We start from the raw sequence: 23,104 nt of genomic DNA on the forward strand, positions 1-23,104 counted from the left end.
GAGTGGTGGCATGGACACCGAATCCTCGATGGCGCCCCCGACGGCAACCCGGTCCAGGGCGCTGGCCACCGATGCCGTGCACGCCGGCCGCGACGACCTCGCGGCCCTCGGACTGCACACTCCGCCGATCGACCTGTCGACCACCTACCCCTCGTACGACTCCCGGGGCGAGGCGGAGCGGATCGACGCCTTCGCCGCGACCGGTGCGCGGCTCGAAGGGCCGCCGGTCTACGCCAGGCTGGACAACCCGACGACCGCCCGCTTCGAGACCGCGCTCGCCCGGCTCGAAGGGACCGGGAGCGCCGTCTCGTTCGCCAGCGGAATGGCGGCGCTCACCGCCGTTCTGCTGGTCCGGGCGAGCATGGGGCTGCGCCATGTGGTCGCCGTCCGGCCGCTCTACGGTTGCAGCGATCATCTGCTCGGCGCCGGACTGCTGGGTACGGAGGTGACCTGGACCGATTCGGCGGGCATCGCCGACGCGATCCGTCCGGACACCGGGCTGGTGATGGTGGAGACCCCCGCCAACCCGACGCTCACCGAGGTCGACATCCGGGCGATCGCGCACTCCTGCGGGTCGATACCGCTGCTGGTCGACAACACCTTCGCCACCCCGGTACTGCAACGGCCCGTCGAGCACGGTGCCCGGATCGTGCTGCACAGCGCCACCAAGTACCTGGGCGGGCACGGCGATGTGATGGGCGGGGTCGTCGCCTGCGACGAGGAGTTCGCGGGCCGGCTGCGGCAGGTGCGCTTCGCCACCGGCGGGGTGCTGCACCCGATGGCCGGGTATCTGCTGCTGCGCGGCCTGGCGACGCTTCCGGTACGGGTACGGGCGGCGTCCGCGAGCGCCGCCGAACTGTCCCGCAGGCTGACCGCCGACCCGCGGATCGCCCGGGTCCACTACCCGAAGCTGGGCGGCGCGATGGTCTCGTTCGAGGTGTACGGGGATCCGCACCGGGTGATCTCGGCCGTGCGGCTCATCACGCCCGCGGTGAGCCTCGGCAGCGTGGACTCTCTGATCCAGCATCCGGCCTCCATCAGCCACCGCATCGTGGACGAGGGAGACCGGCGGGCCGCGGGCGTCGGGGACCGGCTGTTGCGGATGTCGGTCGGCCTGGAGGACGTCGAGGACCTGTGGGCCGATCTGTGTCAGGCACTCGGCTCCGAGGAGGCCGGACGGGAGCCGTCCCCGGCCGGTGAGTCCTCCGCGACCGGGGAGCCCTCCAGGGCCGAAGGGCCTTCTGCGGCCGAGGAGTCAGCGACCGGCCTCCTCGTACGGGGGCAGTGACCGGACCGGCGTCGTGTCCAGGCGGGCGGTGACGACCAGGGTGCCCTCCTCGATCTGGTAGTCCAGCGGCAGGGACAGGGCGCGCATGGCCGCGACCATGCCGGTGTTGGACGACTGGGTCACGGCATAGACGCTCTCGCAGCCCGCCTCGACGGCGAGTGCCACCAGGCGGCTCAGCAGCTCGGAGCCGATGCCGCGGCGCTGCCAGTCGTCCTCGACGAGGAGGGCGACTTCGGTCTCGTCGCCGTCCCAGAGGAGGTGACCGAGCGCGACCAGCCGGCCCGAGGCCGTCTGCACGGCGAGCGTGCGGCCGAAGCGGGGACTGAGCAGGTGGTCCAGGTAACGGTCGGCGTCGTGGACCGGCCCGTGGTAGCGCATCCGCAGCGTCCGGTCGGAGCAGCGGTCGTGCATCGCACGTGCTGCTTCGAGGTCGCCGCCGTCCGCGCGGCGCACGGTGATCTCGTTGCCCTCAGGCAGGGTGAGCACGTGGCGGCTGCGCGGCACGCGCGGGCCGAGCCGGGCGTCGAGCTCGACCAGGGCACGGGCCCGGGCGAACTCGGTGGGCGTGAACGGGAGATAGGGCCGTTCGATGGTGATGGCACCTCCGGACGGGTCGCGCAGCCGCATCACCGTCTCCTCCAGCACCCCTTCGACGGGTGCCGACTCACCGGTCGCCCGGCCCGTGACCGAGACGGCGGGCAGCGAATGGATGGTGCAACGGCCGAGCAGCTGCCGCAGCGCGAGGGGCAGCTCGGCCGCGTCCAGCGCGGTACGGGTGGCGAGGCTCAGCACGCGCGTCGGTGCGTCGACCAGATCGTGTGTGTCGGCCCGCTCGATCCAGGTCGAGCTTCCCCCGGCGACGGATATCGCCCGGCTCAGCTGCTGAGCCTGGAGCCGGGAGGGCGCGCGCAGCAGGAACTCGTCGACCGTGCCCCGGGCCAGCGGGTGCGTCTGCAGGGTGAGGATGTCGACCCGGTGCCGGGCGAGGGCCCCGCACAGAGCCGCCAGGCTGCCGGGGGTGTCCCGCACCGTGGTCCGCATCCGCCACAGCGCCGTGTCCTCGGGGGAGGCGGCCGGACCCGCGGCGGTGGGCGTGTCCACCAGCGCGGGCTCGGCGACGTCGGTGCCGTGGCCCATTGCGGCGCCGTCCCCCTCGGCGACGAGGCCGGAGCCGGTCGGCGGCGGGGCATGGCTGTGCCGCCGGGCCCACCAGGTGTGGAACGCGGCCGTGACCGCCAGAGCCACCGCCGAGGCGATCAGCAGGTACGGTCCGTCCGGCTGGTGCCCGATCAGGTTCGCGATGGCGTCGGCCACCGCGACCGCGGTGAACAGTGCGGCCAGCTCGATCATGTCCCGCCGCCAGTGGTGGGGGCGGCGGGCGGTCTTCGCGTATGTCACATCAGTCATGGCTTCACTCTGACCGAGCGTTGTTGCCTGACCGCGAACACTCTGTGACTGATGGGTTAAGTGTGGATCTAGTCCCTTATTGACCATTTTCGCCTCATTGAGGGGTTGCGATGCGGTGCTGTTCGAGGGCTGGATCGCGGCCGCATCGGAGGGGTGCGGTGCGGCCGCATCGATGGACTGCGCTGTGGCCGCACCTGCCCCGGGCCGTCACACCCGTCCCGGGGCCTGCTCCCAGGCAGCCTTCAGACGTACCGCCTGACGTACCAGCTGCGACGATCCGCCGCGCCCGGCCGTTTCGGCGAGGCCGGGTATCGGCTCACCGCCGCCCACCGCACCGCAGTGCTCCACGCACTCGGCGGCCACGGAGAGCAGGTCGCTCAGTCCGCGAGGCGCCTTCTCCCGCGCCAGCAGCCCCGGCAGGGCGCCGGTCAGCGCGGACAGCACCGTCCGGTACGCGCCGGTGGCGGCGGCGGTACGGGCGGAATCCGCGAGGCGGTTGGGCTTGATCAGACCGCTTCCGAGGAGGGTCGCCAACTGCTCGCCGAGCAGCGCCGCGTCGAGCTGCTGCCGGGCGGCCAGTATCAGCAGGGAGTCCACCGCCAGCAGCCGGTCCTCCGGATGCCGGGCCCCCAGCCCGTACGCCACCATCAGACGGACGGCCTCGCCCGCGGGTGCCTCGTGTTCGGCCAGCAGCAGGAGCGGCCGGAGGGTGTCGCGTATCTCCTCGACCACACCGGTCGCGATGTTCGGCAACAGCCAGGCGGCCAGTGTCTCGGCGTCCTCGGGCAGGGTGGCGGTCCACTGGTCCGGACGGCCGTCCCAGTGGTAACAGTGGCTGTGCGCCGGGACGTGCGGCCGGCCGAGCCAGTGGAAGGCACGAGGGAACTCCTCCTCGATGAACGGGCGTTCCCGGCTGGCCATCAGCGCGCGCGACGACCGGACGACCGTCTGCCCCTGCCGGACCTTCTTCTCCAGATCGAAGCGGTACACCCGCGCGAGCGGTTCGTCGGCCCGCAGCCATGCCGCCAGCCGGTCGCCTTCAGGGGTGCCGAGCAGTGCCGCCGCCTCGGCGGCCCCGTGCTGATCTCCGCGCCGCACACGCAGCAGGGCCTGGGCGAAGTCGGCCTCACCGGGCCGGACCCCGAGCAGCTGACAGGTGCGCAGCCGCTCGACCAGCACAGCCGGGTCGAGCGAGCCGGTGTGCCAGGTGGGGACGGCCAGCAGGAAGGGGGTGCCGCCGGTCAGCACCGCGTCGGCCGCTTCCCACAGCCGGGCCTTCAGGATGCCGTTCAGCGCGGCGTGGACGCACGTCCCGGTGCCGGTCCAGGAGCCACGTTCCTCCTTCACCGCCCGTGCCGACACCCGTCCGAGCAGCGTGGCCACGACGACCCTGATGTCTGTCTCCGAGCGGAGATACCGCTCGGTCTGCGACGGCGGTTCGCCCTCGGCCCACCACTCACCCGCCAGCGCGTCACGCAATGCGTCGGTCAGCGCCGACCGGTCGCTGTGGGCATGGCGCACCAGCCCGTCCAGGGCCCGCTCGAAGGCGCTGACGTCCGTCGTCGCCGATCTGATCAGGGCCACCACCTCCTCGACCAGCTCGGGCAGAGTCGCAGGCGCCGGATCGAGAGGCTGCGGTGCCGGTACCGGGGGCAGCAGCTCTTCGTACTCCTCTGTCCCGGACCGCCCGGCAACCGGACCGCCGAAGACCTCGGCCACCATCGTGCGGTGAGCCGGACCCAGCAGCGCGGCCGACAGGGCGAGTTCTTCCCGGACCCGGGCCCCGGCGGCGGGCAGGTACCGGGCAACGAGCTTGAGAGCCCGCTCCTGGATGTCGATGTCCTCATGCTCGAAGGCACCCGCGACGACGGGCAGCAGCTCGTCGACCGCCGACGGATCGCGGCGCAGTACCTTCCCGAGCAGCACGAGCTGGGACCGGACCAGCTTCTTCTCGGTGCGGAACAGCACCGACGCCGAGATGTCCGCCAGGGACCGTACGGAAAGCTCACCGCGCCCGTCCAGCCGGGCGAGCACCCCCTGGGCGTGACCGGCCACGGTGGAGATGCCGTCCGCGGCCATGCCGGTCCAGTCCGCGACCCGCTCGGTCTCCTCCTGCTCGGTCAGTTCGAGCTTGCGCAGAATACTCAGGAAGAACCGCAGCTCGTTGAGCTTGCCACCGCGCAACAGCCGGGTCACACAGGCTTCTACGAGCACCGGCCGCTCCAGCAGGCCCTCCTCGGGGAGAGCGGCCAGCGTGTCGGACCACCTGCACGGATCGCTCGCATCGTCGGGCCAGAGCATCTGTGACGGCAGCTCCGTCACCTCGAAGATCCGTGGCAGCAGGGTGGCCGCGAACGGGTCGGTACGGAGCGTCTCGATGAGGGGCCGTGTCTTGCGACGATGCCACTGTGCGGTCGAGATCGCCTCGGCCCAGCCCCGCACGAAGCCTTCCGTAGTGGGCACGGGGCACTGAGCCTTCTTCACCAGCCCGGAGATCAGCTCGTACGTGGTCTCCGCGGTCGCGGGCCGGGCCGCCAGCCGGTGCGCGACATCACCGAGCCACTCCGGGTCACGGTCCGACAGGACCGCGAGGACCAGTGGGAAGGGTGAGCGGCCCCAGCCGGCCAGATCCCGGCTGCCGATCCAGGCGGCGCACGCCGCGGCGCCCGTGTGGCAGCCCGCACCGGCCACCAGCAGGGCCTTGCGGACCTTGTCCTGCTTGTCCCAGGACAGGTCGCGCACCTCCTTCCGGATCGTCCTCAGCTCGGCCAGCGCCGCTCTGCGTTCCGCCCGGTCCATCCCGGCCAGCAGGTCCGGCACGTCGTGCGCGCGCGATTCCCGTACCGCGGTGAGGAGTTCCTTCATCGCACACCCCCGGCGACCAGCGCACCGCGACGGACCATACGGACGGCCAGCGCGTGCTTGCACGGGCCCCGCCGCCCGCGATAGTCCGCCCACCACTGGCAGGTACAACTCAGCATGCCGTCCGGCTCCCTCACCTGATAGCGGCGTTCTCCCGAGATCACGGTCGTCACGTCCCCGTCGAGCACGACCGCACCCGAGCCGGCCAGCTGCCGGGCCGCCACCAGGCGCGGATTGTGCCGCTCGGCCCGGTCGGCGTCGTACGGCAGCTCGCGGTGGAAGTAGGCCGCGTCGGCGAGGTCGTAGCCGACCCGGCCCGCCGTCCCCAGCCGGGTGAGCGCGGCCCGTACCCGCTCCACCGTGAGACCCGACTGCTCCGCCAGATCGGCGGTGTCGATGCGGGGCTCCCAGGCCAGCAGCACGGACACCAGCTCGGCGTCGGCCGCGGCGTCATCGGTGGCCAGCGCGTCGAGCACGCCGCCCTCGCCCGAGAAACCGCGCGCGGCATCGGGCGAGAGCGTCAGGGTCAGACGCATGCCCGGCAGCACGACCTCCCAGGCACTCGCGGTCGCCGCCCCGTCGGCGACCGGCCCGTACACCCGCAACGACGTGGCATGACGCAGCACCCGCTGCAACGCCACCAGCCGCTCCGGTCCCGGCAGACACACCGCCCCGGCCACCGGCCGGGTCGTCGGCCGCAGTGTCTTCCCGGTGGGAACCACCCACCGGGCACCCCGCGAGGCGTTCCCCGACGAACGCGGCAGCGAACGGAGGAACCGGACGGCCTCGGCGGCCGGCAGTTCGGCCCGCAGATCGAAACCGACCGACACCACCTGGGCCTCGGCGAAGCCGCGCAGCCACCGGTCGGGCAGCGGCACCTTCTTCTCCACGACCGGGCCGTCCAGAGTGGTGACGGCCATTTCGTCCGGGCCCACCCGCAGATGCAGCGGATCGTCCCCCGCTATCCGCGAAAGCGCCTCCCGCAGCGGATTGTTGACATCCACATTCGTCGTGCCGTGCCCCGTCCGGGCACCGTCCAGACCGTCCTGCAGCACGTCGAGGCGTGCGTACACCCCGCAGCAGCCGGAGAACGACTCGAAGCGCAGCCGGTCGCCATTGCCCGTCACCACCGGATCGAGCGACGAGGGCAGGGTGCGTTGGTAGTAGCGCGTGGACGCCACGTCCGCCACGGCCAGCAGGCCCCGGGCGGCGATCCCCGGCGACGTGAGAAAGCCGGAGAAGAACCGGGGGTGGGACTCGGCGCCCCGAGGTGTGAGACCACCGGAGGTCTCCAGCCCGAGGAGCTGCCCCGTCTGAGTGGACTCCAGGGCTGACGGGCGTGCGTAGGCCAATGCCTGAACGGATCGGGTCATGGAAAAACCGTAGATCCCACCACTGACAATCGGCCCCCGGCCATCACCCGGGGGCCCGTCGCCGGGCGTCGGTTCACTGCCCGACGCGCCCCGGCCGCAGCACCTTGCTGAACAGTACGGAGCCGCCCTGCGCCCGCAGCCGCACGGTCAACTCGCCGCTGTCGCCGTCGATGTCGACCTCCCCGAAGTACTGCGGCGACTCCATCGGCGACACGTTCGCCCGGTCCGGGGCCCGCACGAAGACCCGGTCGGGACCGAACGTCGCGTCGAGCTCGTTCGCCTGGAACTGACCGGCGGCCAGCGGCCCCGACACGAACTCCCAGAACGGCGCGAAGTCCTTGAACGCCGCACGCTCCGGTTCGTAGTGCTGCGCCGACGTGTAGTGCACGTCCGCCGTCAGCCAGACCGTGCCGGTGATCCGGCGGTGCTTGATGTACCGCAGCAGTTCGGCGATCTGCAGTTCACGGCCGAGCGGCGCCCCGGGATCGCCCTGAGCGACCGCCTCGAAGTCCGTCGCACCGTCGGTGACCACCAGTCCCAGCGGCATGTCCGCGGCGATCACCTTCCACACCGCGCGGGACCGGGACAGCTCGTGCTTGAGCCAACGCAGCTGCTCGGCACCGAGGATGCCCGTCGTGTCGTCGGGCTGCCGACCGGGGGAGTTGGCGTTGCGGAAGGACCGCATGTCGAGGACGAACACATCGAGCAGCGGACCGTGCCGCACCACACGGTGCATCCGGCCCTCCCCGGAAGAGACATGCGGCGTGGACACCGGGAAGTACTCGCGGAACGCCCGCATCGAACGGGCCGCCAGCACATCCACGTTCTTCTCGGTGTACCGGGTGTCGTCGAGGATCTGCCCGGGATACCAGTTGTTGCGCACCTCGTGGTCGTCCCACTGAACGATCGAGGGGACCTGCGCGTTGAACTCACGGAGGTTGTGATCGAGCAAGTTGTAGCGGAAGTTCCCGCGGTAGTCGGCAAGGGTCTCGGCGACCTTCGACTTCTCCTCGGTGGTGACATTGCGCCACACCCGCCCGTCGGGCAGCGTCACGCTGGGCTCGATCACCCCGTCCGCGTAGATGTTGTCACCGCTGCACAGGAAGAAGTCCGGATCGAGGCGGCGCATCTCGTCGTACACCGCATAGCCGCCGATGTCCGGGTTGATTCCCCAGCCCTGTCCCGCGATGTCGCCCGACCACAGGAAACGCACCCCGTCGCGGCGCCGGGCAGGCGCCGTCCGGAAGGTTCCGTGCACCGGCTCGCCGGTGCGGCGGGGGTCGTGGGGATCGGCGAGCGTCACCCGGTAATGCACCTGCTCGCCCGGCGGCAGCCCGTACAGCGGGGTCGTGCCGGTGAAGTCGGTGCCGGATCCGACGAGCGGACCGTGCCAGGTGCGGGCCCGCCGGAACGACTCCGTCGCCGAAGTCTCCACGATCATCCGGGCCGGCCGGTCCGACCGCACCCAGACCAGCGCGGACGACGAGGTGACATCACCCACCTGCACACCCCATGCCGCGCGCGGCCGCCCGGACAGCGCGAACGCGGGGGCCGCGGCACCCACCGCGGGGAGCGCGAGTGCGGCCGACGCGGCGAGCGAACCGCGCAGCACAGTGCGGCGGGCGGGGGACGGGAATCGTGGACGGTACGACATCGAGGCGCCTCCGGGGCAGTGGTCAGCGGAACGAACGGGTGACCGCTCTGGCGTCCCCACCCTTGTTCCCGTCGGCGGCCGGCACACCAACCTCAGATGAACACCCGGCCACCGCCGCCGGCAGCCCGTCCGTTCGCGCCCCGGTGCGCCGCCGCCAGCAGGCGTACGCCCCGTTCGATGTCGGCCGGAGCCAGATGCGCGTAACCGAGCACCAGCCGCACCGCCCCGTCCTCGCCGGGCAGGGTGCCGTAGTTGCCGAGCGGACGCAGCGCGACACCCGCATCGGCCGCGCGCGCCATGAACGCCGCCTCCGGGCCGTACCGCTCGGGCAGCGTGGCGATGATGTGGAGACCTGCGGCGATCCCGCTCACCTCGGTTCCGGGGAAGTGCTCCGCCAGCATCGATGTGAGCGTGTCGCGGCGCTCGCGATAGGCGCGCTGACAGCGGCGCAACTGCCGGTCGTAGCCGCCGCGGGTGATGAAGTCGGCGAGGACCGCCTGATCGACGGCCGGATTGCCCAGATCCATCGTGCGTTTGCGGGCGACGATCTCGTCGGTCATGTCCGTCGGCGCGAGCAGCCAGCCCAGCCGGAGCCCGGGTGCCAGCGACTTGCTCACCGAGCCGGTGTACGCGACGTGCTCCGGGTCGAGCCCCTGAAGCGCGCCGACGGGTGCGCGGTCGTAGCGGAAGTCGCCGTCGTAGTCGTCCTCCATGATCAGCCCGTCCGTTGCGCGCGCCCACTCCAGGAGCCGGCCGCGGCGGGCGGCCGAGTAGGCGATCCCGGTGGGGAACTGGTGCGCCGGTGTGGTGACGACGGCGCGCACGCCCGAGCGTACGAGGGGCTCGGTCGCCAGCCCCTCGTCGTCGAGCGGCAGGCCGATGGTGGTGATGCCCGCGGAGGCGAACAGCGCGGAGTGTTCGGGGCTCCCGGGGTCCTCGACGCCGACGGACCGCATCCCCCGCCCGTGCAGCACGAACCCCAGCAGAGTTGTCGCCTGCGCCACGCCGGAGCACACCACCAGGCGCTCCGGATCGGCGACCACGCCACGGCGCCTGGAAAGGAGCGCGGCCAGGGCCTCCCGCAGGACGGGCAGCCCGCGCGGATCGGGGTAGCCGAGCGCGCCGTGCGGCAGCCGGCCGAGCACCGAGCGATGGGCCGCGGCCCAGGCACTGCGCGGGAACAGCGACAGATCGGGCGTGCCGGGCCGGAAGTCCACACGCACGTCCTCGGCCCGCGGAGCGAGATCACGCGCCCCCGGCACCGGAGCCCGAACCGCCTCGCTCACCCAGGTGCCCGCGCCCCGCCCGCTGCGCAGATAGCCCTCGGCCGTGAGCTGCTCGTACGCCTCGGTGACCAGCCCACGCGACACCCGCAGATCGGCGGCCAGCGCACGGCTGGACGGCAGCCGGGTACCCGGAACGAGACGACCGGAGCGTACGGCTTCGCGCAGGGCCGACTGCAGGGCACGGCCACGTCGCCGGGCCGGCGCCGCGGCGGCCGGTAGCAGCAACTCCCAGGCGGCGGTGCCGAACTCCCCGCCCTGAGAGCGGTTCGGCCGCGAATTGGTCCCCGAAGACATCATGAAAGTGGACCTTAAACCGGACCGCCCGGCTGCCTAGCGTCGATGCCATGAACATCAGCTCTCTGCGCGGGGCGCTCCTGGCCGCCTTCGCCTGCATCCTCGTGGGTGCGTCCTTCACCGCCAACAGTGTCCTGGGCGAATATCCGTACGCGGGCGGCCAGGCGCTGCGCTACGGTCTCGCGGCACTTCTGCTCGTACTCCTCCTGGCCCGCGACAAGCGGTCCCGGCCGGCCGCCGTGCTGCGCACCGTGATCCGGCGTCAGTGGGGACGGCTCGCGCTGCTGGCAGCCGTCGGGATGGTCGGCTTCAACCTTGCCGTGCTCGGCGCGGAACGCTCCGCGGAACCCGCCGTTCCAGGGGTGTTCGTCGGCTGCGCACCGATCTTCGTCGCGGTACTCGCACCACTCATGGACCGCCGTCGGCCCACCCGCACGGTTCTGTGTGCGGCCGCGCTCGTCGCCGCCGGGGCCTTCGTCGTCCAGGGCTGGGGCCGCACGGACCTGGCGGGCATCCTCTGCTCGGTCGGCGCGCTGGCGGGCGAGGTCGGCTTCGCCGTCATCGCCGTACCGGTCCTGCGGCCGCTCGGACCGAAGCTGCTGTCCGCCACGGTCTGCGGCCTCGCCGCCGCCGAGTCGGTGTGCCTCGGCCTCGTCCTGGACGGCGGCGCGGCCCTGCGGACGCCCACCGAGGCAGAGGCGGTCGCACTGCTGTGGCAGGCGGTCGTGGTCACCGTCATCGGTTTCGTCTGCTGGTACATGGGCATGCAGCGCATCGGCGCCGAGCGCGCCACACTCTTCTCCGGCCTGATCCCGGTCTCCGCCGCGCTCACCGCACCGCTGGTCGACGCCGGTTCGTACGGCGTCGCACAGGTCGGCGGCAGCCTGCTGGTCGGGCTGGGGGTCGCCCTCGGATCGGGTGTGCTGTCCCGGAGCGCAGCGCCCCGGGGTACGGATCCGGCCCCCGGGACACCGTCAGCGGCTGGTGTCGAGAATGACGCGCGCCACCCGCGCCGGATCGTCGTTCATCGGCACATGGCCGCAGCCGGGAAGCCGGACCAGCCGGGCGTCTGGGATGGTGTGCTTGGCCCTGATTCCCTGCCGGCGCAGCAGTATCCGGTCCCGGCTGCCCCAAGCGACGGTCACCGGCAGCCCCGGCACGTCGTCGGTGAAGGCGACGCTTCCCCCGGAGGCGAGCGTCCGGTGGAATCCGGTCGCCTCGCGTAGCGCGAGGGTCTCCGCGACGACGGCATCGGGTGAACGGCGGCCGGGCCGGGCGTAGATGGTGCTGGTCAGCGCCGTGCGCCCGGCGGCGCTGTGCGAGAGCCGCTCGATCAGCGACACGGGCATCGACAACGCGGCCCGCCGCATGGCCCGCAGCGTCCCGAACGCATAGCGACGCTCGCCCTCGGTCCAGAAACCGGCGGGCGAGAGCGCCGTCACCGACCGCACGAGCTTTTCCCGTCCGAGCGACAGAGCCAGCAGTCCGCCCAGCGAATTGCCCACCACGTGCGGCCGGTCCAGACCGATCTCCTCGCAGAAGGCGCCGAGCACCTTGACCATCGTCGGCAGGTCGTACGTCAGTCCGTCGGGCAAATCCGGCGAGACGCCGAATCCGGGGAGATCGACGGCTGTCACATCCCGTTCCACGGCGAGCACGGACAACACCGGATCCCAGGCCTGACGGTGGTGGCCGATGCCGTGGAGCAGGAGCAGCGGCTCGCCGGCACCGGTCCGTTCATACGCCACGGACACCGTCCGAGGTCCTTGCGGTGAGTCGACGCTGAACGAGACCGTGGTGGCCATGCTGGTGCTCCCGGGTTGATCCGGCATGAAGGGGCCATGCCTGAAGGCGACTTAGACGTCTCGTCAATAACAATTACCGTTCAGTAGCCGGCACTTCAAGAGGGGCGGGCGATTCGCGCTGGACAGCGTGCGGCGGGTCGGCTGGGATGGAGAAGTGACAGCCGACACCGCGACCGATGTCTTCGAGAGCCACCGCCCCGTGCTCACCGGCGTTGCCTACCGCATGCTGGGCCGGATCGCCGATGCCGAGGACGTGGTGCAGGAGGCCTGGCTGCGCTGGACCTCCGCACCCCGCGAGGACGTACGGGAGCCGCGCGCCTTTCTCGTGAGGATCATCACCCGCCTCGCCATCGACCGGCTGCGGCAGGTGCAGTCACGGCGCGAGTCGTACGTCGGGCCGTGGCTGCCGGAGCCGGTCGTCACGGACTTCGGCCCCGCCGTGCCCGACACCGCGGAGCAGGCCGTGCTGGCCGACTCGGTGTCGGTCGCCGTACTGGTCGTCCTGGAGTCCCTTTCGCCGCTGGAGCGAGCCGTCTTCGTACTGCGCGAGGCCTTCGGCTTCCCGTACGCGGAGATCGCCACCGCGCTGGACCGCACCGAGGCCGCGGTGCGCCAGCTGGCCGGACGTGCGCGGCATCATGTGGAGGAGCGCAAGCCGCGGTACGACGTCGACCCGGCGCACCGCCGTGACCTCACCGAACGGTTCCTCGCCGCGGCGGCGGGCGGCGACATCGAGGAGTTGCTGGCCCTGCTCGCGCCCGACGCGCGGCTCGTCGGGGACAGCGGCGGAAAGTCCAGGGCGCCGCTGCGGATCATCGAGAGCGCCGACAAGGTCGGGCGCTTCCTCTTCGCCGTTGCCCACGAACAGGTCGAGAAGCTCGACTTCCGGTTGCTGGAACTCAACGGCGGGCCGGGCCTGCTGCTGTTCCTGGGCGGGAAGGTCGACTCGGTCGTTCAGCTCGACATCGAGGACGGGCTCATTCAGTGCGTATATATCGTGCGTAACCCTGACAAACTCACTCGCTTTACCGACCTCCCGGAGCAGTCCGGAGGAGCGGCGAGAGCCTGACCGCCGGTCCCCGTGCCGTCCCCGGTTCGAAGCCCCGCGTCCTGCCCGGCCGCGGGGCTGTTTGCTGCGCTCGCCTCACGGCGCCACGAACGTCCTGTGAACGCTCTGCGGCAGAGACCCGTTCCGCTGCGTCACCGACCGAGGATTGGTCTTGACCAAGGGTGTGTACCGTCCTATGGTCTCAACGTTAAGACAGGAACCTTTAATAAATAACGTCGCGGAATAGCCGCTGGGTGATTGCGGAGGACAGGGTGGGGACCACGCAGCTGGAATCGGTGCAGGAGCCGAAGTACTGGCACCTCAAGACCGTGCTCAGTGAGGCACTCGACTCGGACTTTGCGGTGGGGGAGATCCTGCCCAACGAGCGCGAGCTCGCCGCCCGGTTCGGAGTCGCCCGAGCCACGCTCCGGCAGGCTCTGGAACAGCTCGAACTCGAAGGAAGGCTGCAACGCCGCCGTGGCGTCGGGACCACCGTCGCCCCGCCGCGCGTCGGGGTCGCTGTCTCCACGGCCCAGCGGGACTGGTCCGATGGCGGTCCGGCGGAGACCTGGCAGCCGGTGGACTGCTCGGCGGCGGTCGCGCCGTCGTCAGTGGCGGCCGTGCTCGACGTGGAAGTCGACGAGACCGTGCACATCGTGCGCCGGATCCGGGCGACGAACGGGCAGGCCGTCGCGGCGGAGCTGCTGTACGTCCCCTCCTCGTCCGTGCCCGAACTCTCCGCGATCGACGCCCCGTCCGGCCCTGCCCGGGCCCGCCGTGTCCTTCGCGAACTGCACCGCCTCGGCCTCGAGGGCCAGGACCGGTCGGTGGAGCTCGGCTCGGCACGCGTGGACGACGCGAAGGAACTCGACCGGCTGCCCGGTGCCCCCGTGCTCGTCGTCACCACCCGCTACCTCGCGGCGGGCGGCACCGCCGCGCTCTCCGTCGCCACGTACCGGGCCGACACCTGCCGGCTCACCTTCGGAGACTCGGGCGACCTGGAGATCAGCCACCACGACCAGGAGCGCCAGGCCTCCTGACCGGGGCCGGTTCCACCAGTACGCACCGTCCGTCGGTACGTACCATCCGTTCATCGCGCACCATCCGTCGGCAGGCACGCTCCGTCGGTACGCACGGCCCGTCGCTCTCAGCGGCGGGCCGTCACCGTTCCCTCCACCGCGAAGAGCTGCTCCTCGACGTGGTCGAGAGCCAGCCGCAGCGCACCGGTGGCCACCGCCGCCTCACCGAGCAGCGACAGTGTGACCCGCGGCGGCCGGAGGCAGTAGCGGGCGAGCTCGCTGCGGAGCGGATCGAGTACATCGTCCAGCGCGGTGGCCCAGCCGCCCACGACCACCAGCTCGGGGTCCAGCGCCAGCACCAGCGCCGCCACATCGTGCACCAGGCGCTGAATGAACCGCTCGACCGCCGCCTGTGCCCGGACGTCGCCGCGCCGGGCCTGCGCGAACACCTCGGCGACCGCGACCTCGTCCAGCGGATCCAGCGGGGTGTCCGTCGTGGACAGCAGCCGCTCCGGGGTCACTTCTCGCCCGAGCAGATGCAGCGCGCCGATCTCGCCCGCCGCACCACCGAATCCACGGTGCAGCCGCCCGCCGATCAGCGAACCGGCCCCCGGGCTCAGCCCCGCCAGGACGAACACGATGTCGTCGGACTCGGTGGCCGCACCCTTCCAGTGCTCCGCGACCGCCGCGGCATTGGCGTCGTTCTCCACCAGGACGGGGCAGCGGAAGGAACGCCTCAGCCGCTCGCCCAGCGCGAGACCCGTCCAGCCCGGCAGCGCGGTTCCCAGCCGGACCGTCCCGTCGGCCTCCACGATGCCGGGGCTGCCGACACCCACCGCGCGCAGACTGCTCCTGGCCACGCCCGTCCGCCGCAGAAGGTCCGCCACCACGGCTCTGACCTTGTCGAGCCGGTCGTCGGCGCCGGCGGTTTCCGACACCTCGCGTGCGCCCGCACCGATGATCCGGCCGTCCAGCCCCGACAGCAGCGCTGAGACGCGATGCGGGCCGATCTCGACGCCGAGCAGATGCCCGGCCTCGGCACGGAACCGGAACCGGCGGGCCGGCCGCCCCTGACGTCGGGTCTCACCACCGTCGGGCACCGACTCGACGACCAGCCCGGCCTCGAAGAGCCCCTCCATGACACCCTCGACCGTCGGCCGGGACAGCCCGGTGATCCGGGTCAGGTCCGTCAGCGTCGGGGAGTCGGCGCCACGCAGAGCGTGCAGCACCACCGCGGAATTGATGCGTCGCAACAGCGACGGATCCCCACCGGTCAGCCGGCCCACGGTGTGTCCTCCCAGCTCTAGCGCCATGTCAGGCGGATGGTACTCGTTGCCCAGGTGCGGGGCGACCATGGGCCGCGCTGGGTTTCCCCGGGCGGGGACTTCAGCCCGGGGCGACGAACCCGGATTCGTACGCCGCGATCACCGCCTGGGTGCGGTCCCTGGCACCCAACTTCGCCAGCACCGCACTGACATGGGTCTTCACCGTCTCGACGCCGACCACGAGTTTGGCGGCGATCTCGGCGTTGGAGAGGCCCCGGGCCATCAGCCGGAGGACTGTGGATTCCCGCTCGGTGAGCGAAGCCCGGTCCATGGCCGCACGCGCCTTGCTCGTCCCGTACTCGGCGGCGAGCTGCCGGACCGCCGCCGGGAAGAGCAGCGACTCACCCTCGGCCACCAGACGCACCGCGTTCACGATCTCGGAGGGCCGGGCACGTTTGATGAGAAAGCCGTCCGCACCGGCACGCAGCGCCTCATAGACGTACTCGTCGTTCTCGAATGTGGTCACCACGAGGATCTTCGGCGGGTTCGGAACCGTGCGCAGCACCACCCGCGTGGCCTCGATACCGTCCATCAGCGGCATCCTCACATCCATGGCCACCACGTCGGGGCGCAGCTGATGCAGCAGCGGGATCACGGCGGCGCCGTCGCCCGCCTCGCCCACCACCTCGATATCGGGCTGAGCCTCAAGGACCGCACGCAACCCCGCGCGGACGAGGGGTTCGTCGTCGACCAGAAGTACGCTAACCGGCATTGGGCCACCCTAAGGGCTGTCCCGCGCCCTCTCGTGTGCCTACGACGAGGGCTGGGGCGGCTTGCCGCGCTGCCGCGGTACCCGCCCACATCCGCGGTACCGATGTCCCCTGCCTCGCGCCGTGCCGCATTCGACACCGCGCGCTGGTTTCCCAGGACTACGGGGCAGCCCTCAGCCCGTCCAACGGAAGCCTCGCGTGAACGCGCCATTCCCTCTCGTGCGGACCCGTCTCGGCCTTCCCGCCCAGCAGGGCCGCCCGCTCCCGGATGCCCCGCAGCCCGCTTCCGCCACCCGGAACGGCCGCCGGATCAGCTGCCGAGTCACTGAGCGGATTGGTCACCTCCAACTCCAGCCGGCCGTCGGCGATGGCGATCCGCACACGGACGGGGACCGTCCCCGAATGACGCAGCACATTGGTGAGGGACTCCTGAAGGATGCGATACCCCTCGCGGGAGACCGCACCCGGAACCCGCTCCAGCGGACCTGACACGTCCGCGTCGATTTTCGCGCCCGAACCACGCGCGGAGTCCAGCAGCCGGTCCGCCTCCACCAGCGTCGGCCGCTGCCCCACCGGCGTCCCCGACTCGCGCAGCACCCGCAGGACCCGCTCCAGGTCGTCGAGCGCGTCCCGGCCCGTCTCCTCGATCGCGGCCAGTGCCCGTTCGGTGAAATCCGGATCGTGTGCCGCCCTGGCCGCGCCGGCCTGTACCACCGCGACCGTCAGCGCGTGCCCGATCGAGTCGTGCAGCTCACGTGCGATGCGGTTGCGCTCCAACAGCTGCTCGGTGCGCTCCTCCAGAGCGGTCAGCCGCTGCACCGGCGAGGGGCCGAGAAGCCGCTTGGCGGCCTCGGTGATCAGCCGGCCGCTCAACACGACGACGGCGAGCATTACCAGGAGGGGCAGGGGGGCGAGCAGGGCATGCCACCAGTGCGGCTCCACCCCCCGGACCAGCCACTGATCGCTCGGCCCGTTGCCGACGGCGGTGAGAACAAGGTCCACCGCGGTGGCCAACAGCCACACCGTCGCGTACCCCACGGGAACGGCGAGCAACATCCGAGTCTCCAGCCACAGCACGGTTCTCCAGCGGTCGGCCCAAGTGGCCGCCGAGGACGCGGAGATACTGGCATCGGCTCTGCCGCGCTCGTCCGGAGCGAGCAGAAGTTGTGCCTGTACCCCTTCTGCCAGCCGCATCCCGGGCACCAAGCCGACCGGAACGGCGAAGACCATGGGCGCCCACGGGGATTCCGGCGAAATGAACATCCACACGCTGTAGCCCGCACCCGGAATGAGGAGGTGCAGCCATCGGGTGTAGGTGACAGACGCGGCGAGCGGGCGCAGGAGGCGGAACATGCCTCCATCGTGTCAGGCCGCACCCGCCCGGAGGCTCCCCCGGGAGAGGGAGATGGTCCCCACCCGCGGGGGAGGCGAGGACCCGGGCGTGGCCGCCAGGCTGAGGACATGACCAGCATCGACGTCCATGAACTCACCAAGGAATTCGGTACGACCCGTGCCGTGGACAACCTCACGTTCAGTGTGCGACCGGGGCGTGTCACCGGCTTTCTCGGCCCCAACGGCGCAGGCAAGTCCACCACCATGCGACTCGTCCTCGGCCTCGACCGGCCCACCGGTGGCACGGCCACGATCGGCGGGCAGCTCTACGCCACCCTCGACGATCCGCTGCGTCGGGTGGGCGCCCTGCTGGACGCCCAGGCCGCCCACGGCTCTCGCACCGCGCGGAACCACCTGCTGGCCCTGGCGGTCAGCAACGGCCTTGGTGCGCGCAGGGTCGAGGAAGTTCTGGAGGAGGCCGGTCTCGGCGCGGTCGGCGGCGCCCGGGTCAAGACCTTCTCCCTCGGCATGCGACAGCGGCTGGGCATAGCGGCCGCGCTGCTGGGCGACCCGGAGGTCGTGATGCTGGACGAGCCGTCGAACGGCCTCGATCCCGAAGGCATCATCTGGATCCGGGAGCTGATGAAGCGGCTTGCCCGTGAGGGCCGAACGGTCCTGGTCTCCAGCCATCTGATGAACGAGACATCGTCGTTCGCCGATCACCTGGTGATTCTCGGCCGGGGCCGGCTCCTCGCAGACCTGCCGATGCAGGAATTCCTGGACTCCCGCAGCAGGCCCCGCGCGCGGGTGCGTACGGCCGAGTCCACGCGGCTGCGCGACGTCCTGATCCGCAAGGGATATGAGCCTGCGCAGGACGACGACGGCTGTTGGACCATCGACGGCGCGAAGGCCGGGGAGATCGGTGCGATAGCCGCCACCGAAGGCATTCCCGTCCTCGAACTCACCGACGAGCAAGCCACGTTGGAGCAGGCCTACCTCGATCTCACCGCCGACGCCGCGGAATTCGCATCGGCTTCGACCTCGTCCGTCAACCGTCAGGAGCCCTGACATGTCGACCACCGCAGTGCTGCACTCCGAGTGGATCAAGATCAGATCGGTCCGGTCCGTACTGGGATCGCTGATAGCCGTCCTCCTCGTGACCCTGGCCATCACCGTGCTCGCCTTCTCCACCGTCGGCCAGGCCGAGGCGGACAACGCCAATGCCGAGCCGGTCTTCGACGCCTTCTACGCTCTGAACTTCGGCCAGATCGCCGCCATCAGCTTCGGTGCGACCGCGCTCTCCTCCGAGTACCTCAACGGAGCCTTGCGCATATCGCTCGCCGCCGTTCCGCGCCGAAACCTCTTCTACGCCGCCAAGATCGCCCTTGTCGGGGCCCTGGCACTGGCTGTCGGCCTCGTCACCAGCTTCGGAGCCTTCCTCGTGGGACAACTGTTCATGGGCAAGTACGCGATCGGCCTGGGGGAGCCGGGCGCTCTGCGGGCGGCCTTCGGGGGAGGTATCTATCTGGCGCTGATGGCCCTGTTCGCGGCCGGATTGACTGTGGTGCTGCGCAGCGCCGTAGCTGTGCTCAGCCTCCTCATCCCGTTCGTCCTCATAGTCTCCTTCGTGGTCGGTGACGTCGCAGGCGGTGCCGCGCAGTATCTGCCGGACCGGGCAGGACAGTTGGTGCTCCACCAGAACCCCGAGGGAAGTCTCGGACCCTGGGGCGGACTCGCGGTGACGGCGGCCTGGGCGGCGGCCGCACTCCTGGCAGGCTGGTGGACGATCCGGCGAAGGGATGCGTAGCCGGTTGTTCGGCTGCCCGGCTGCCACGAATTCAATACGGCTGAGGGTGGCTGAAAGTGCCTCAAAGGTCATGGCGAGGAGCGGCTTGTCAGTGCTGCGCGGTTTACTGGCGGCATGACCACCGCACATCACCTCCGCCTCATCGATGCGATGCGCACCTCGGGCTTTCCCACGGAACGCATCCGGTCAGGCTCGGGAGTCAGCGGGCCCGGCTACCACACGGCGTCCCTGCACGCGGACGTCGATCATTGGGACGACGACGAGGCGCGGCGACTGGAGCACCGGGCCCAGTGCCTCGCAGAGCATGACGCCCTGCTGACGCTGCTCGCCGGTCGCTGGGGGGAGCCGCAGTCGATCAGCTTGTGGAGCGCGCAGGAACGGATGATCGCCGGTGAGGAGATACCGGAGGCATGGGCCGATACGGTCGCGGGCTGCGAGTTCCTCCAGCTCTGGAGGACCGAGGGTCGATGGATCGGCATCGGGCTGTACCTGGAGGAGGAAGGGCCGGGGTGCGAGCTGAACGTCGTGGTGACGGAGATCGACCCGCCCTGACATGAGCGGGCAGGCGGCGCAGGGGGCGTCAGCGGTCTTCCGTGGGGCCGACGGGGACGTCGAGGTCATCGGGGTTGTCGAGGCCGTCGGGGGTGACGGTGTTGTGGTCGACGCAGGCGAGGAGGCGGCCGTACTCCTCAGCCATCGTCTGGGCGGTCCAGTGGGCGTTGAGGCCGCTGGGGTTGGGCAGGGTCCAGACGCGGGCGTCGCCGATCGTGTGATCCTGCGGGCCGATCCGGGCGGTGCGCCTGCCGAAGGCGGTGCGGTACGCCGTGACTCCTACGACCGCCAGCCACTGCGGTCGTAGCAGTTCGACCTTGGCGGCCAGGATCTGTCCGCCCTCGCGGAACTCCTCGGTGGACAGTTCGTCCGCCCGGGCGGTGGCCCTGGCGACCACGTTGGTGATGCCGAGGCCGTATCGCAGCAGTTCGGCCTGTTCGGCCGGCTGCAACTGCCGGGGCGTGAAGCCCGACCGGTGGAGTACCGGCCAGAACCGGTTGCCGGGATGGGCGAAGTGGTGGCCCGTCGCCCCAGTCATCAGGCTCGGGTTGATTCCGCAGAACAGCACACGCAGACCGCCCGCGACCACATCGGGAACGGTGCGATCGCGGGCGGACTGGAGCTCTTCGGGCGTCATCCGGCTGAGGTCGTGGCCGTCAGAGGATGGAGCCCGGTGTGTACGCGGCGGCCTCGGGGTGCTGCTTGGCGATCTCCTCGATGCGGGAGATCAGTGCCGTGACCTGGTCGCCCGCGGCACCGGTGAAGGAGAGCTTGTCGGCCATCAGCGCGTCGAGCTGCGCGCGGTCCAGCGGGATGCGGTCGTCGGCGGCCAGCTTGTCGAGCAGCTCATTGCGCTCAGCACCCTGCTCACGCATGGCCAGGGCCGAGGCGACGGCGTTCTCCTTGATCGCCTCGTGGGCGACCTCACGGCCGACACCCGCGCGCACTGCGCCCATCAGGACCTTGGTCGTAGCGAGGAACGGGAGGTAGCGATCCAGCTCACGGGCGACGACGGCCGGGAACGCCCCGAATTCGTCGAGGACCGTCAGGAAGGTCTCCAGCAGACCGTCGAACGCGAAGAAGGCGTCCGGGAGCGCCACTCGGCGGACCACGGAGCAGGACACGTCGCCCTCGTTCCACTGGTCGCCCGCCAGCTCGCCGGTCATCGACGCGTAGCCGCGCAGGATGACCATCAGGCCGTTGACGCGCTCGCAGGACCTGGTGTTCATCTTGTGCGGCATCGCGGACGAGCCGACCTGACCCGGCTTGAAGCCCTCGGTCACCAGCTCGTGCCCGGCCATCAGACGAATCGTCTTGGCGACCGAGGACGGAGCCGCGGCGAGCTGGACCAGCGCGGTCACCACGTCGTAGTCGAGCGAGCGCGGGTAGACCTGGCCGACCGAGGTGAAGGCCTGGGCGAAGCCGAGGTGCGCGGCGATGCGCTGTTCGAGGTCGGCGAGCTTCCCGGCGTCGCCGCCCAGCAGGTCGAGCATGTCCTGCGCCGTGCCGACGGGGCCCTTGATGCCCCGCAGCGGGTAGCGGCCGAGCAGGTCCTCGAGCCGTCCGTACGCCACCAGGAGCTCGTCGGCCGCGGTCGCGAACCGCTTGCCGAGCGTGGTCGCCTGCGCGGCGACGTTGTGGGAGCGACCGGCCATGACCAGCTCGCGGTACTCGCCCGCCAGCTTGCCGAGCCTGGCCAGGACCGCCACCGTACGGTCGCGCATCAGTTCCAGGGAGAGCCGGATCTGCAGCTGCTCGACGTTCTCGGTGAGGTCCCGGGACGTCATGCCCTTGTGAACCTGCTCGTGGCCGGCGAGGGCGTTGAACTCCTCGATCCGGGCCTTGACGTCGTGCCGGGTGACCTTCTCGCGCTCGGCGATCGAAGCCAGGTCCACCTGGTCGACGACACGTTCGTAATCGGCGAGCGCGGCGTCCGGCACCTCGATCCCGAGGTCCTTCTGAGCGCGCAGCACCGCCAGCCACAGCCGGCGTTCCAGCTTCACCTTCTGCTCGGGGGACCAGAGGACGGCCAGCTCCGTGGAGGCGTAGCGGCCAGCCAGGACATTGGGGATACGAGGCTTTGCAGACACAGCAGTCACGTGTCCAGAGTTTACCTGTCGTTTTGAGCGGTTCGTGAGCGGCCACCAAGTCCATAAGCTCCAGGTCAGAGGCGCCCTGCTGATCAAGCGAGCCGAACCCGTGCAAGCCCGTGGCCCGAGCGCCGAGCTGTGCGGCACCCCTTGGGCAGCGGATCGATGCGGTCGCCACTCTCACGGCCGCGGCCGTGGGGGTCGTTCTTACCGGTGCACTCCGGTTCGACACACCTGGGCGCGGAGAGTAATGAATGGTGACGGAAAGTGTCGTTCGGTCGATGTGGGGTACGCGGCACGGGAACGCCCCCGTGACGAAGCAGGTGGCGCGGAGGGGTGGGGGGCTGCCCTGGGGCCCCACACCCTGTTCACCGGGTCGGTGCCTCCCGGCCCTCCGTGGCCCCCGGCCCGGCGGGAACCGACCCTCGCGCGAGCTCGCTGTCTGGATCGCCGGGCAGTCGGAATGGCGGTCCGCTGAAGGCGGGTCCGAATCCGGTCCGCGTTTGATGGCCCTTGGTGAATGCTGCGATTCGATATTCGACGTAACCGGCGTAGTTCGTCGAGTCACGCTCGCAGCGACGAGTAATGCTGCAACTCATCGCACCCTGAAGGCTGGAGGGAAAATGGCGACGCAAGCAATAGTGGTGGGCGAGTGCGGCGGTCCCGAGGTTCTCGAACTCACCGAGGTCGAGGTGCGCGAGCCGGGTCCCGGTGAGATCCGGGTGGCGGTGGAAGCAGCCGGCGTGAACTTCAAGGACATCTGCCGACGCACAGGTGTATCCGCCGAAATGCCGCCGTTCGTGCTCTGCCTGGAAGGCGCTGGAACGGTCGAAATGCTCGGCGAGGGTGTCACCGGGCTCGCCGTGGGGCAGCGGGTCGCCTGGGTGGATGCCCCAGGGAGCTACGCGGGCAAGGTGGCGCTCCATGCCGAACGCGCCGTTCCCGTGCCCGTCGCGGTCCCCACCGACGTCGCGGCGGCCGCGTCGGCGCAAGGTGTGACGGCCCATTTCCTGACCTGCTGCACCTACCCGGTCAGCCGGGTGACACGGTGCTGATCCATGCCGCGGCAGGAGGCACCGGCCTGCTGCTCGTCCAGCTCGCACGGCACCTAGATGCAATACCGGTGCTTTAGGGCTTAATTCGTGGAGTTGGGGATATTTTGGTGGGTTCGACGAGGGTGGCGGCGGGGGTGGCCGGGCGAGGTGGGTTGTTGTGTTCGGTGCGTTTGAGTGACCAGTTGGACATTTTGCGT

At 70.8% G+C, this 23,104-nt stretch carries 18 protein-coding genes and 1 pseudogene; 8 read left to right on the forward strand and 11 right to left on the reverse strand.

What is annotated here, in order from left to right; all coding sequences use genetic code 11:
• Positions 1-10 precede the first annotated feature (10 nt).
• Entirely contained in the window at positions 11-1,288 is a 1,278-nt protein-coding gene (locus ABZ622_RS33675; protein ID WP_360549795.1) for a PLP-dependent transferase, read from the forward strand.
• Here the strand turns inward: ABZ622_RS33675 and ABZ622_RS33680 are convergent.
• The 5 genes from ABZ622_RS33680 to ABZ622_RS33700 all read right to left on the reverse strand — a co-directional run bounded on the left by ABZ622_RS33680 (position 1,256) and on the right by ABZ622_RS33700 (position 10,167).
• A complete protein-coding gene (locus tag ABZ622_RS33680; RefSeq protein WP_360549831.1) occupies positions 1,256-2,686 on the reverse strand; it encodes a GNAT family N-acetyltransferase in 1,431 nt (476 codons plus the stop codon). The two genes, ABZ622_RS33675 and ABZ622_RS33680, sit on opposite strands and share 33 nt — an antisense overlap.
• 216 nt (positions 2,687-2,902) lie before the next feature.
• A complete protein-coding gene (locus ABZ622_RS33685) occupies positions 2,903-5,560 on the reverse strand; it encodes a DUF6493 family protein (protein ID WP_360549797.1) in 2,658 nt (885 codons plus the stop codon).
• Positions 5,557-6,930: an SWIM zinc finger family protein gene (locus ABZ622_RS33690; RefSeq protein WP_360549799.1), complete on the reverse strand. Its 1,374-nt coding sequence runs from the start codon at positions 6,928-6,930 to the stop codon at positions 5,557-5,559. Before ABZ622_RS33690 ends, ABZ622_RS33685 begins: the two co-directional genes overlap by 4 nt.
• Before the next feature lie 73 nt (positions 6,931-7,003).
• Positions 7,004-8,584: an alkaline phosphatase D family protein gene (locus ABZ622_RS33695; RefSeq protein ID WP_360549801.1), complete on the reverse strand. Its 1,581-nt coding sequence runs from the start codon at positions 8,582-8,584 to the stop codon at positions 7,004-7,006.
• Between the two features lie 92 nt (positions 8,585-8,676).
• A complete protein-coding gene (locus tag ABZ622_RS33700; protein WP_360549803.1) occupies positions 8,677-10,167 on the reverse strand; it encodes a PLP-dependent aminotransferase family protein in 1,491 nt (496 codons plus the stop codon).
• A gap of 47 nt (positions 10,168-10,214) precedes the next feature.
• On the opposite strand from ABZ622_RS33700, the pseudogene ABZ622_RS33705 reads away from it, so the two are divergent.
• Positions 10,215-11,063: pseudogene (locus ABZ622_RS33705) on the forward strand (DMT family transporter); the annotation flags it as partial.
• Between the two features lie 75 nt (positions 11,064-11,138).
• Here the strand turns inward: ABZ622_RS33705 and ABZ622_RS33710 are convergent.
• On the reverse strand, positions 11,139-11,969 hold the full coding sequence (locus ABZ622_RS33710) for an alpha/beta fold hydrolase (RefSeq protein ID WP_360549805.1): 831 nt from the start codon (positions 11,967-11,969) through the stop codon (positions 11,139-11,141).
• Between the two features lie 154 nt (positions 11,970-12,123).
• On the opposite strand from ABZ622_RS33710, the gene sigJ reads away from it, so the two are divergent.
• Complete coding sequence (gene sigJ, locus ABZ622_RS33715; protein WP_360549807.1) at positions 12,124-13,038, forward strand: RNA polymerase sigma factor SigJ; 915 nt, start codon at positions 12,124-12,126, stop codon at positions 13,036-13,038.
• 251 nt (positions 13,039-13,289) lie between these two features.
• The gene (locus tag ABZ622_RS33720) at positions 13,290-14,057 is read left to right on the forward strand and encodes a GntR family transcriptional regulator (RefSeq protein WP_360549809.1); all 768 of its coding nucleotides are present in this window, start codon (positions 13,290-13,292) and stop codon (positions 14,055-14,057) included.
• Positions 14,058-14,164: 107 nt separating this feature from the next.
• Here ABZ622_RS33720 and ABZ622_RS33725 read toward each other — a convergent pair whose 3' ends face one another.
• The 3 genes from ABZ622_RS33725 to ABZ622_RS33735 form a co-directional block, all read right to left on the reverse strand.
• Positions 14,165-15,322, reverse strand: a complete 1,158-nt coding sequence (locus ABZ622_RS33725) for an ROK family protein (RefSeq protein ID WP_360549833.1) — start codon at positions 15,320-15,322, stop codon at positions 14,165-14,167.
• A gap of 100 nt (positions 15,323-15,422) precedes the next feature.
• Positions 15,423-16,073 (reverse strand): response regulator transcription factor, encoded by a 651-nt coding sequence (locus ABZ622_RS33730; RefSeq protein ID WP_360549811.1) that lies wholly within the window; start codon positions 16,071-16,073, stop codon positions 15,423-15,425.
• 157 nt (positions 16,074-16,230) lie between these two features.
• The gene (locus ABZ622_RS33735; protein WP_360549813.1) at positions 16,231-17,424 is read right to left on the reverse strand and encodes a histidine kinase; all 1,194 of its coding nucleotides are present in this window, start codon (positions 17,422-17,424) and stop codon (positions 16,231-16,233) included.
• Positions 17,425-17,532: 108 nt separating this feature from the next.
• Here ABZ622_RS33735 and ABZ622_RS33740 point away from each other — a divergent pair, with 108 nt between their 5' ends.
• The 3 genes from ABZ622_RS33740 to ABZ622_RS33750 all read left to right on the forward strand — a co-directional run bounded on the left by ABZ622_RS33740 (position 17,533) and on the right by ABZ622_RS33750 (position 19,762).
• Positions 17,533-18,471 (forward strand): ATP-binding cassette domain-containing protein, encoded by a 939-nt coding sequence (locus ABZ622_RS33740; protein WP_360549815.1) that lies wholly within the window; start codon positions 17,533-17,535, stop codon positions 18,469-18,471.
• 1 nt (position 18,472) lies between these two features.
• On the forward strand, positions 18,473-19,210 hold the full coding sequence (locus tag ABZ622_RS33745; RefSeq protein ID WP_360549817.1) for an ABC transporter permease: 738 nt from the start codon (positions 18,473-18,475) through the stop codon (positions 19,208-19,210).
• Positions 19,211-19,324: 114 nt separating this feature from the next.
• Positions 19,325-19,762 carry a hypothetical protein gene (locus ABZ622_RS33750; protein ID WP_360549819.1) on the forward strand — a complete coding sequence of 146 codons (438 nt, stop codon included), beginning with the start codon at positions 19,325-19,327 and terminating at the stop codon, positions 19,760-19,762.
• A 28-nt stretch (positions 19,763-19,790) separates the two neighbouring features.
• On the opposite strand, the gene mug is transcribed toward ABZ622_RS33750, so the two are convergent.
• The gene (gene mug, locus ABZ622_RS33755; RefSeq protein ID WP_360549821.1) at positions 19,791-20,399 is read right to left on the reverse strand and encodes a G/U mismatch-specific DNA glycosylase; all 609 of its coding nucleotides are present in this window, start codon (positions 20,397-20,399) and stop codon (positions 19,791-19,793) included.
• A gap of 19 nt (positions 20,400-20,418) precedes the next feature.
• Entirely contained in the window at positions 20,419-21,861 is a 1,443-nt protein-coding gene (gene purB / locus ABZ622_RS33760; RefSeq protein WP_360549823.1) for an adenylosuccinate lyase, read from the reverse strand.
• A gap of 614 nt (positions 21,862-22,475) precedes the next feature.
• On the opposite strand from purB, the gene ABZ622_RS33765 reads away from it, so the two are divergent.
• On the forward strand, positions 22,476-22,907 hold the full coding sequence (locus tag ABZ622_RS33765; protein WP_360549825.1) for an alcohol dehydrogenase catalytic domain-containing protein: 432 nt from the start codon (positions 22,476-22,478) through the stop codon (positions 22,905-22,907).
• The last annotated feature ends 197 nt before the right edge of the window (positions 22,908-23,104 follow it).

It is taken from the genome of Streptomyces sp. NPDC007164 (assembly GCF_040634135.1).
Lineage (GTDB): Bacteria > Actinomycetota > Actinomycetes > Streptomycetales > Streptomycetaceae > Streptomyces > Streptomyces sanglieri.

Coding starts and splice junctions, on each gene's coding strand:
- ABZ622_RS33675 (WP_360549795.1), top strand. CDS start 11: ATGGACACCGAATCCTCGATGGCGCCCCCGACGGCAACCCGGTCCAGG.
- ABZ622_RS33685 (WP_360549797.1), bottom strand. CDS start 5,560: ATGAAGGAACTCCTCACCGCGGTACGGGAATCGCGCGCGCACGACGTG.
- ABZ622_RS33690 (WP_360549799.1), bottom strand. CDS start 6,930: ATGACCCGATCCGTTCAGGCATTGGCCTACGCACGCCCGTCAGCCCTG.
- ABZ622_RS33695 (WP_360549801.1), bottom strand. CDS start 8,584: ATGTCGTACCGTCCACGATTCCCGTCCCCCGCCCGCCGCACTGTGCTG.
- ABZ622_RS33700 (WP_360549803.1), bottom strand. CDS start 10,167: ATGATGTCTTCGGGGACCAATTCGCGGCCGAACCGCTCTCAGGGCGGG.
- ABZ622_RS33710 (WP_360549805.1), bottom strand. CDS start 11,969: ATGGCCACCACGGTCTCGTTCAGCGTCGACTCACCGCAAGGACCTCGG.
- ABZ622_RS33730 (WP_360549811.1), bottom strand. CDS start 16,073: ATGCCGGTTAGCGTACTTCTGGTCGACGACGAACCCCTCGTCCGCGCG.
- ABZ622_RS33735 (WP_360549813.1), bottom strand. CDS start 17,424: ATGTTCCGCCTCCTGCGCCCGCTCGCCGCGTCTGTCACCTACACCCGA.
- ABZ622_RS33740 (WP_360549815.1), top strand. CDS start 17,533: ATGACCAGCATCGACGTCCATGAACTCACCAAGGAATTCGGTACGACC.
- ABZ622_RS33745 (WP_360549817.1), top strand. CDS start 18,473: ATGTCGACCACCGCAGTGCTGCACTCCGAGTGGATCAAGATCAGATCG.
- ABZ622_RS33750 (WP_360549819.1), top strand. CDS start 19,325: ATGACCACCGCACATCACCTCCGCCTCATCGATGCGATGCGCACCTCG.
- mug (WP_360549821.1), bottom strand. CDS start 20,399: ATGACGCCCGAAGAGCTCCAGTCCGCCCGCGATCGCACCGTTCCCGAT.
- ABZ622_RS33765 (WP_360549825.1), top strand. CDS start 22,476: ATGGCGACGCAAGCAATAGTGGTGGGCGAGTGCGGCGGTCCCGAGGTT.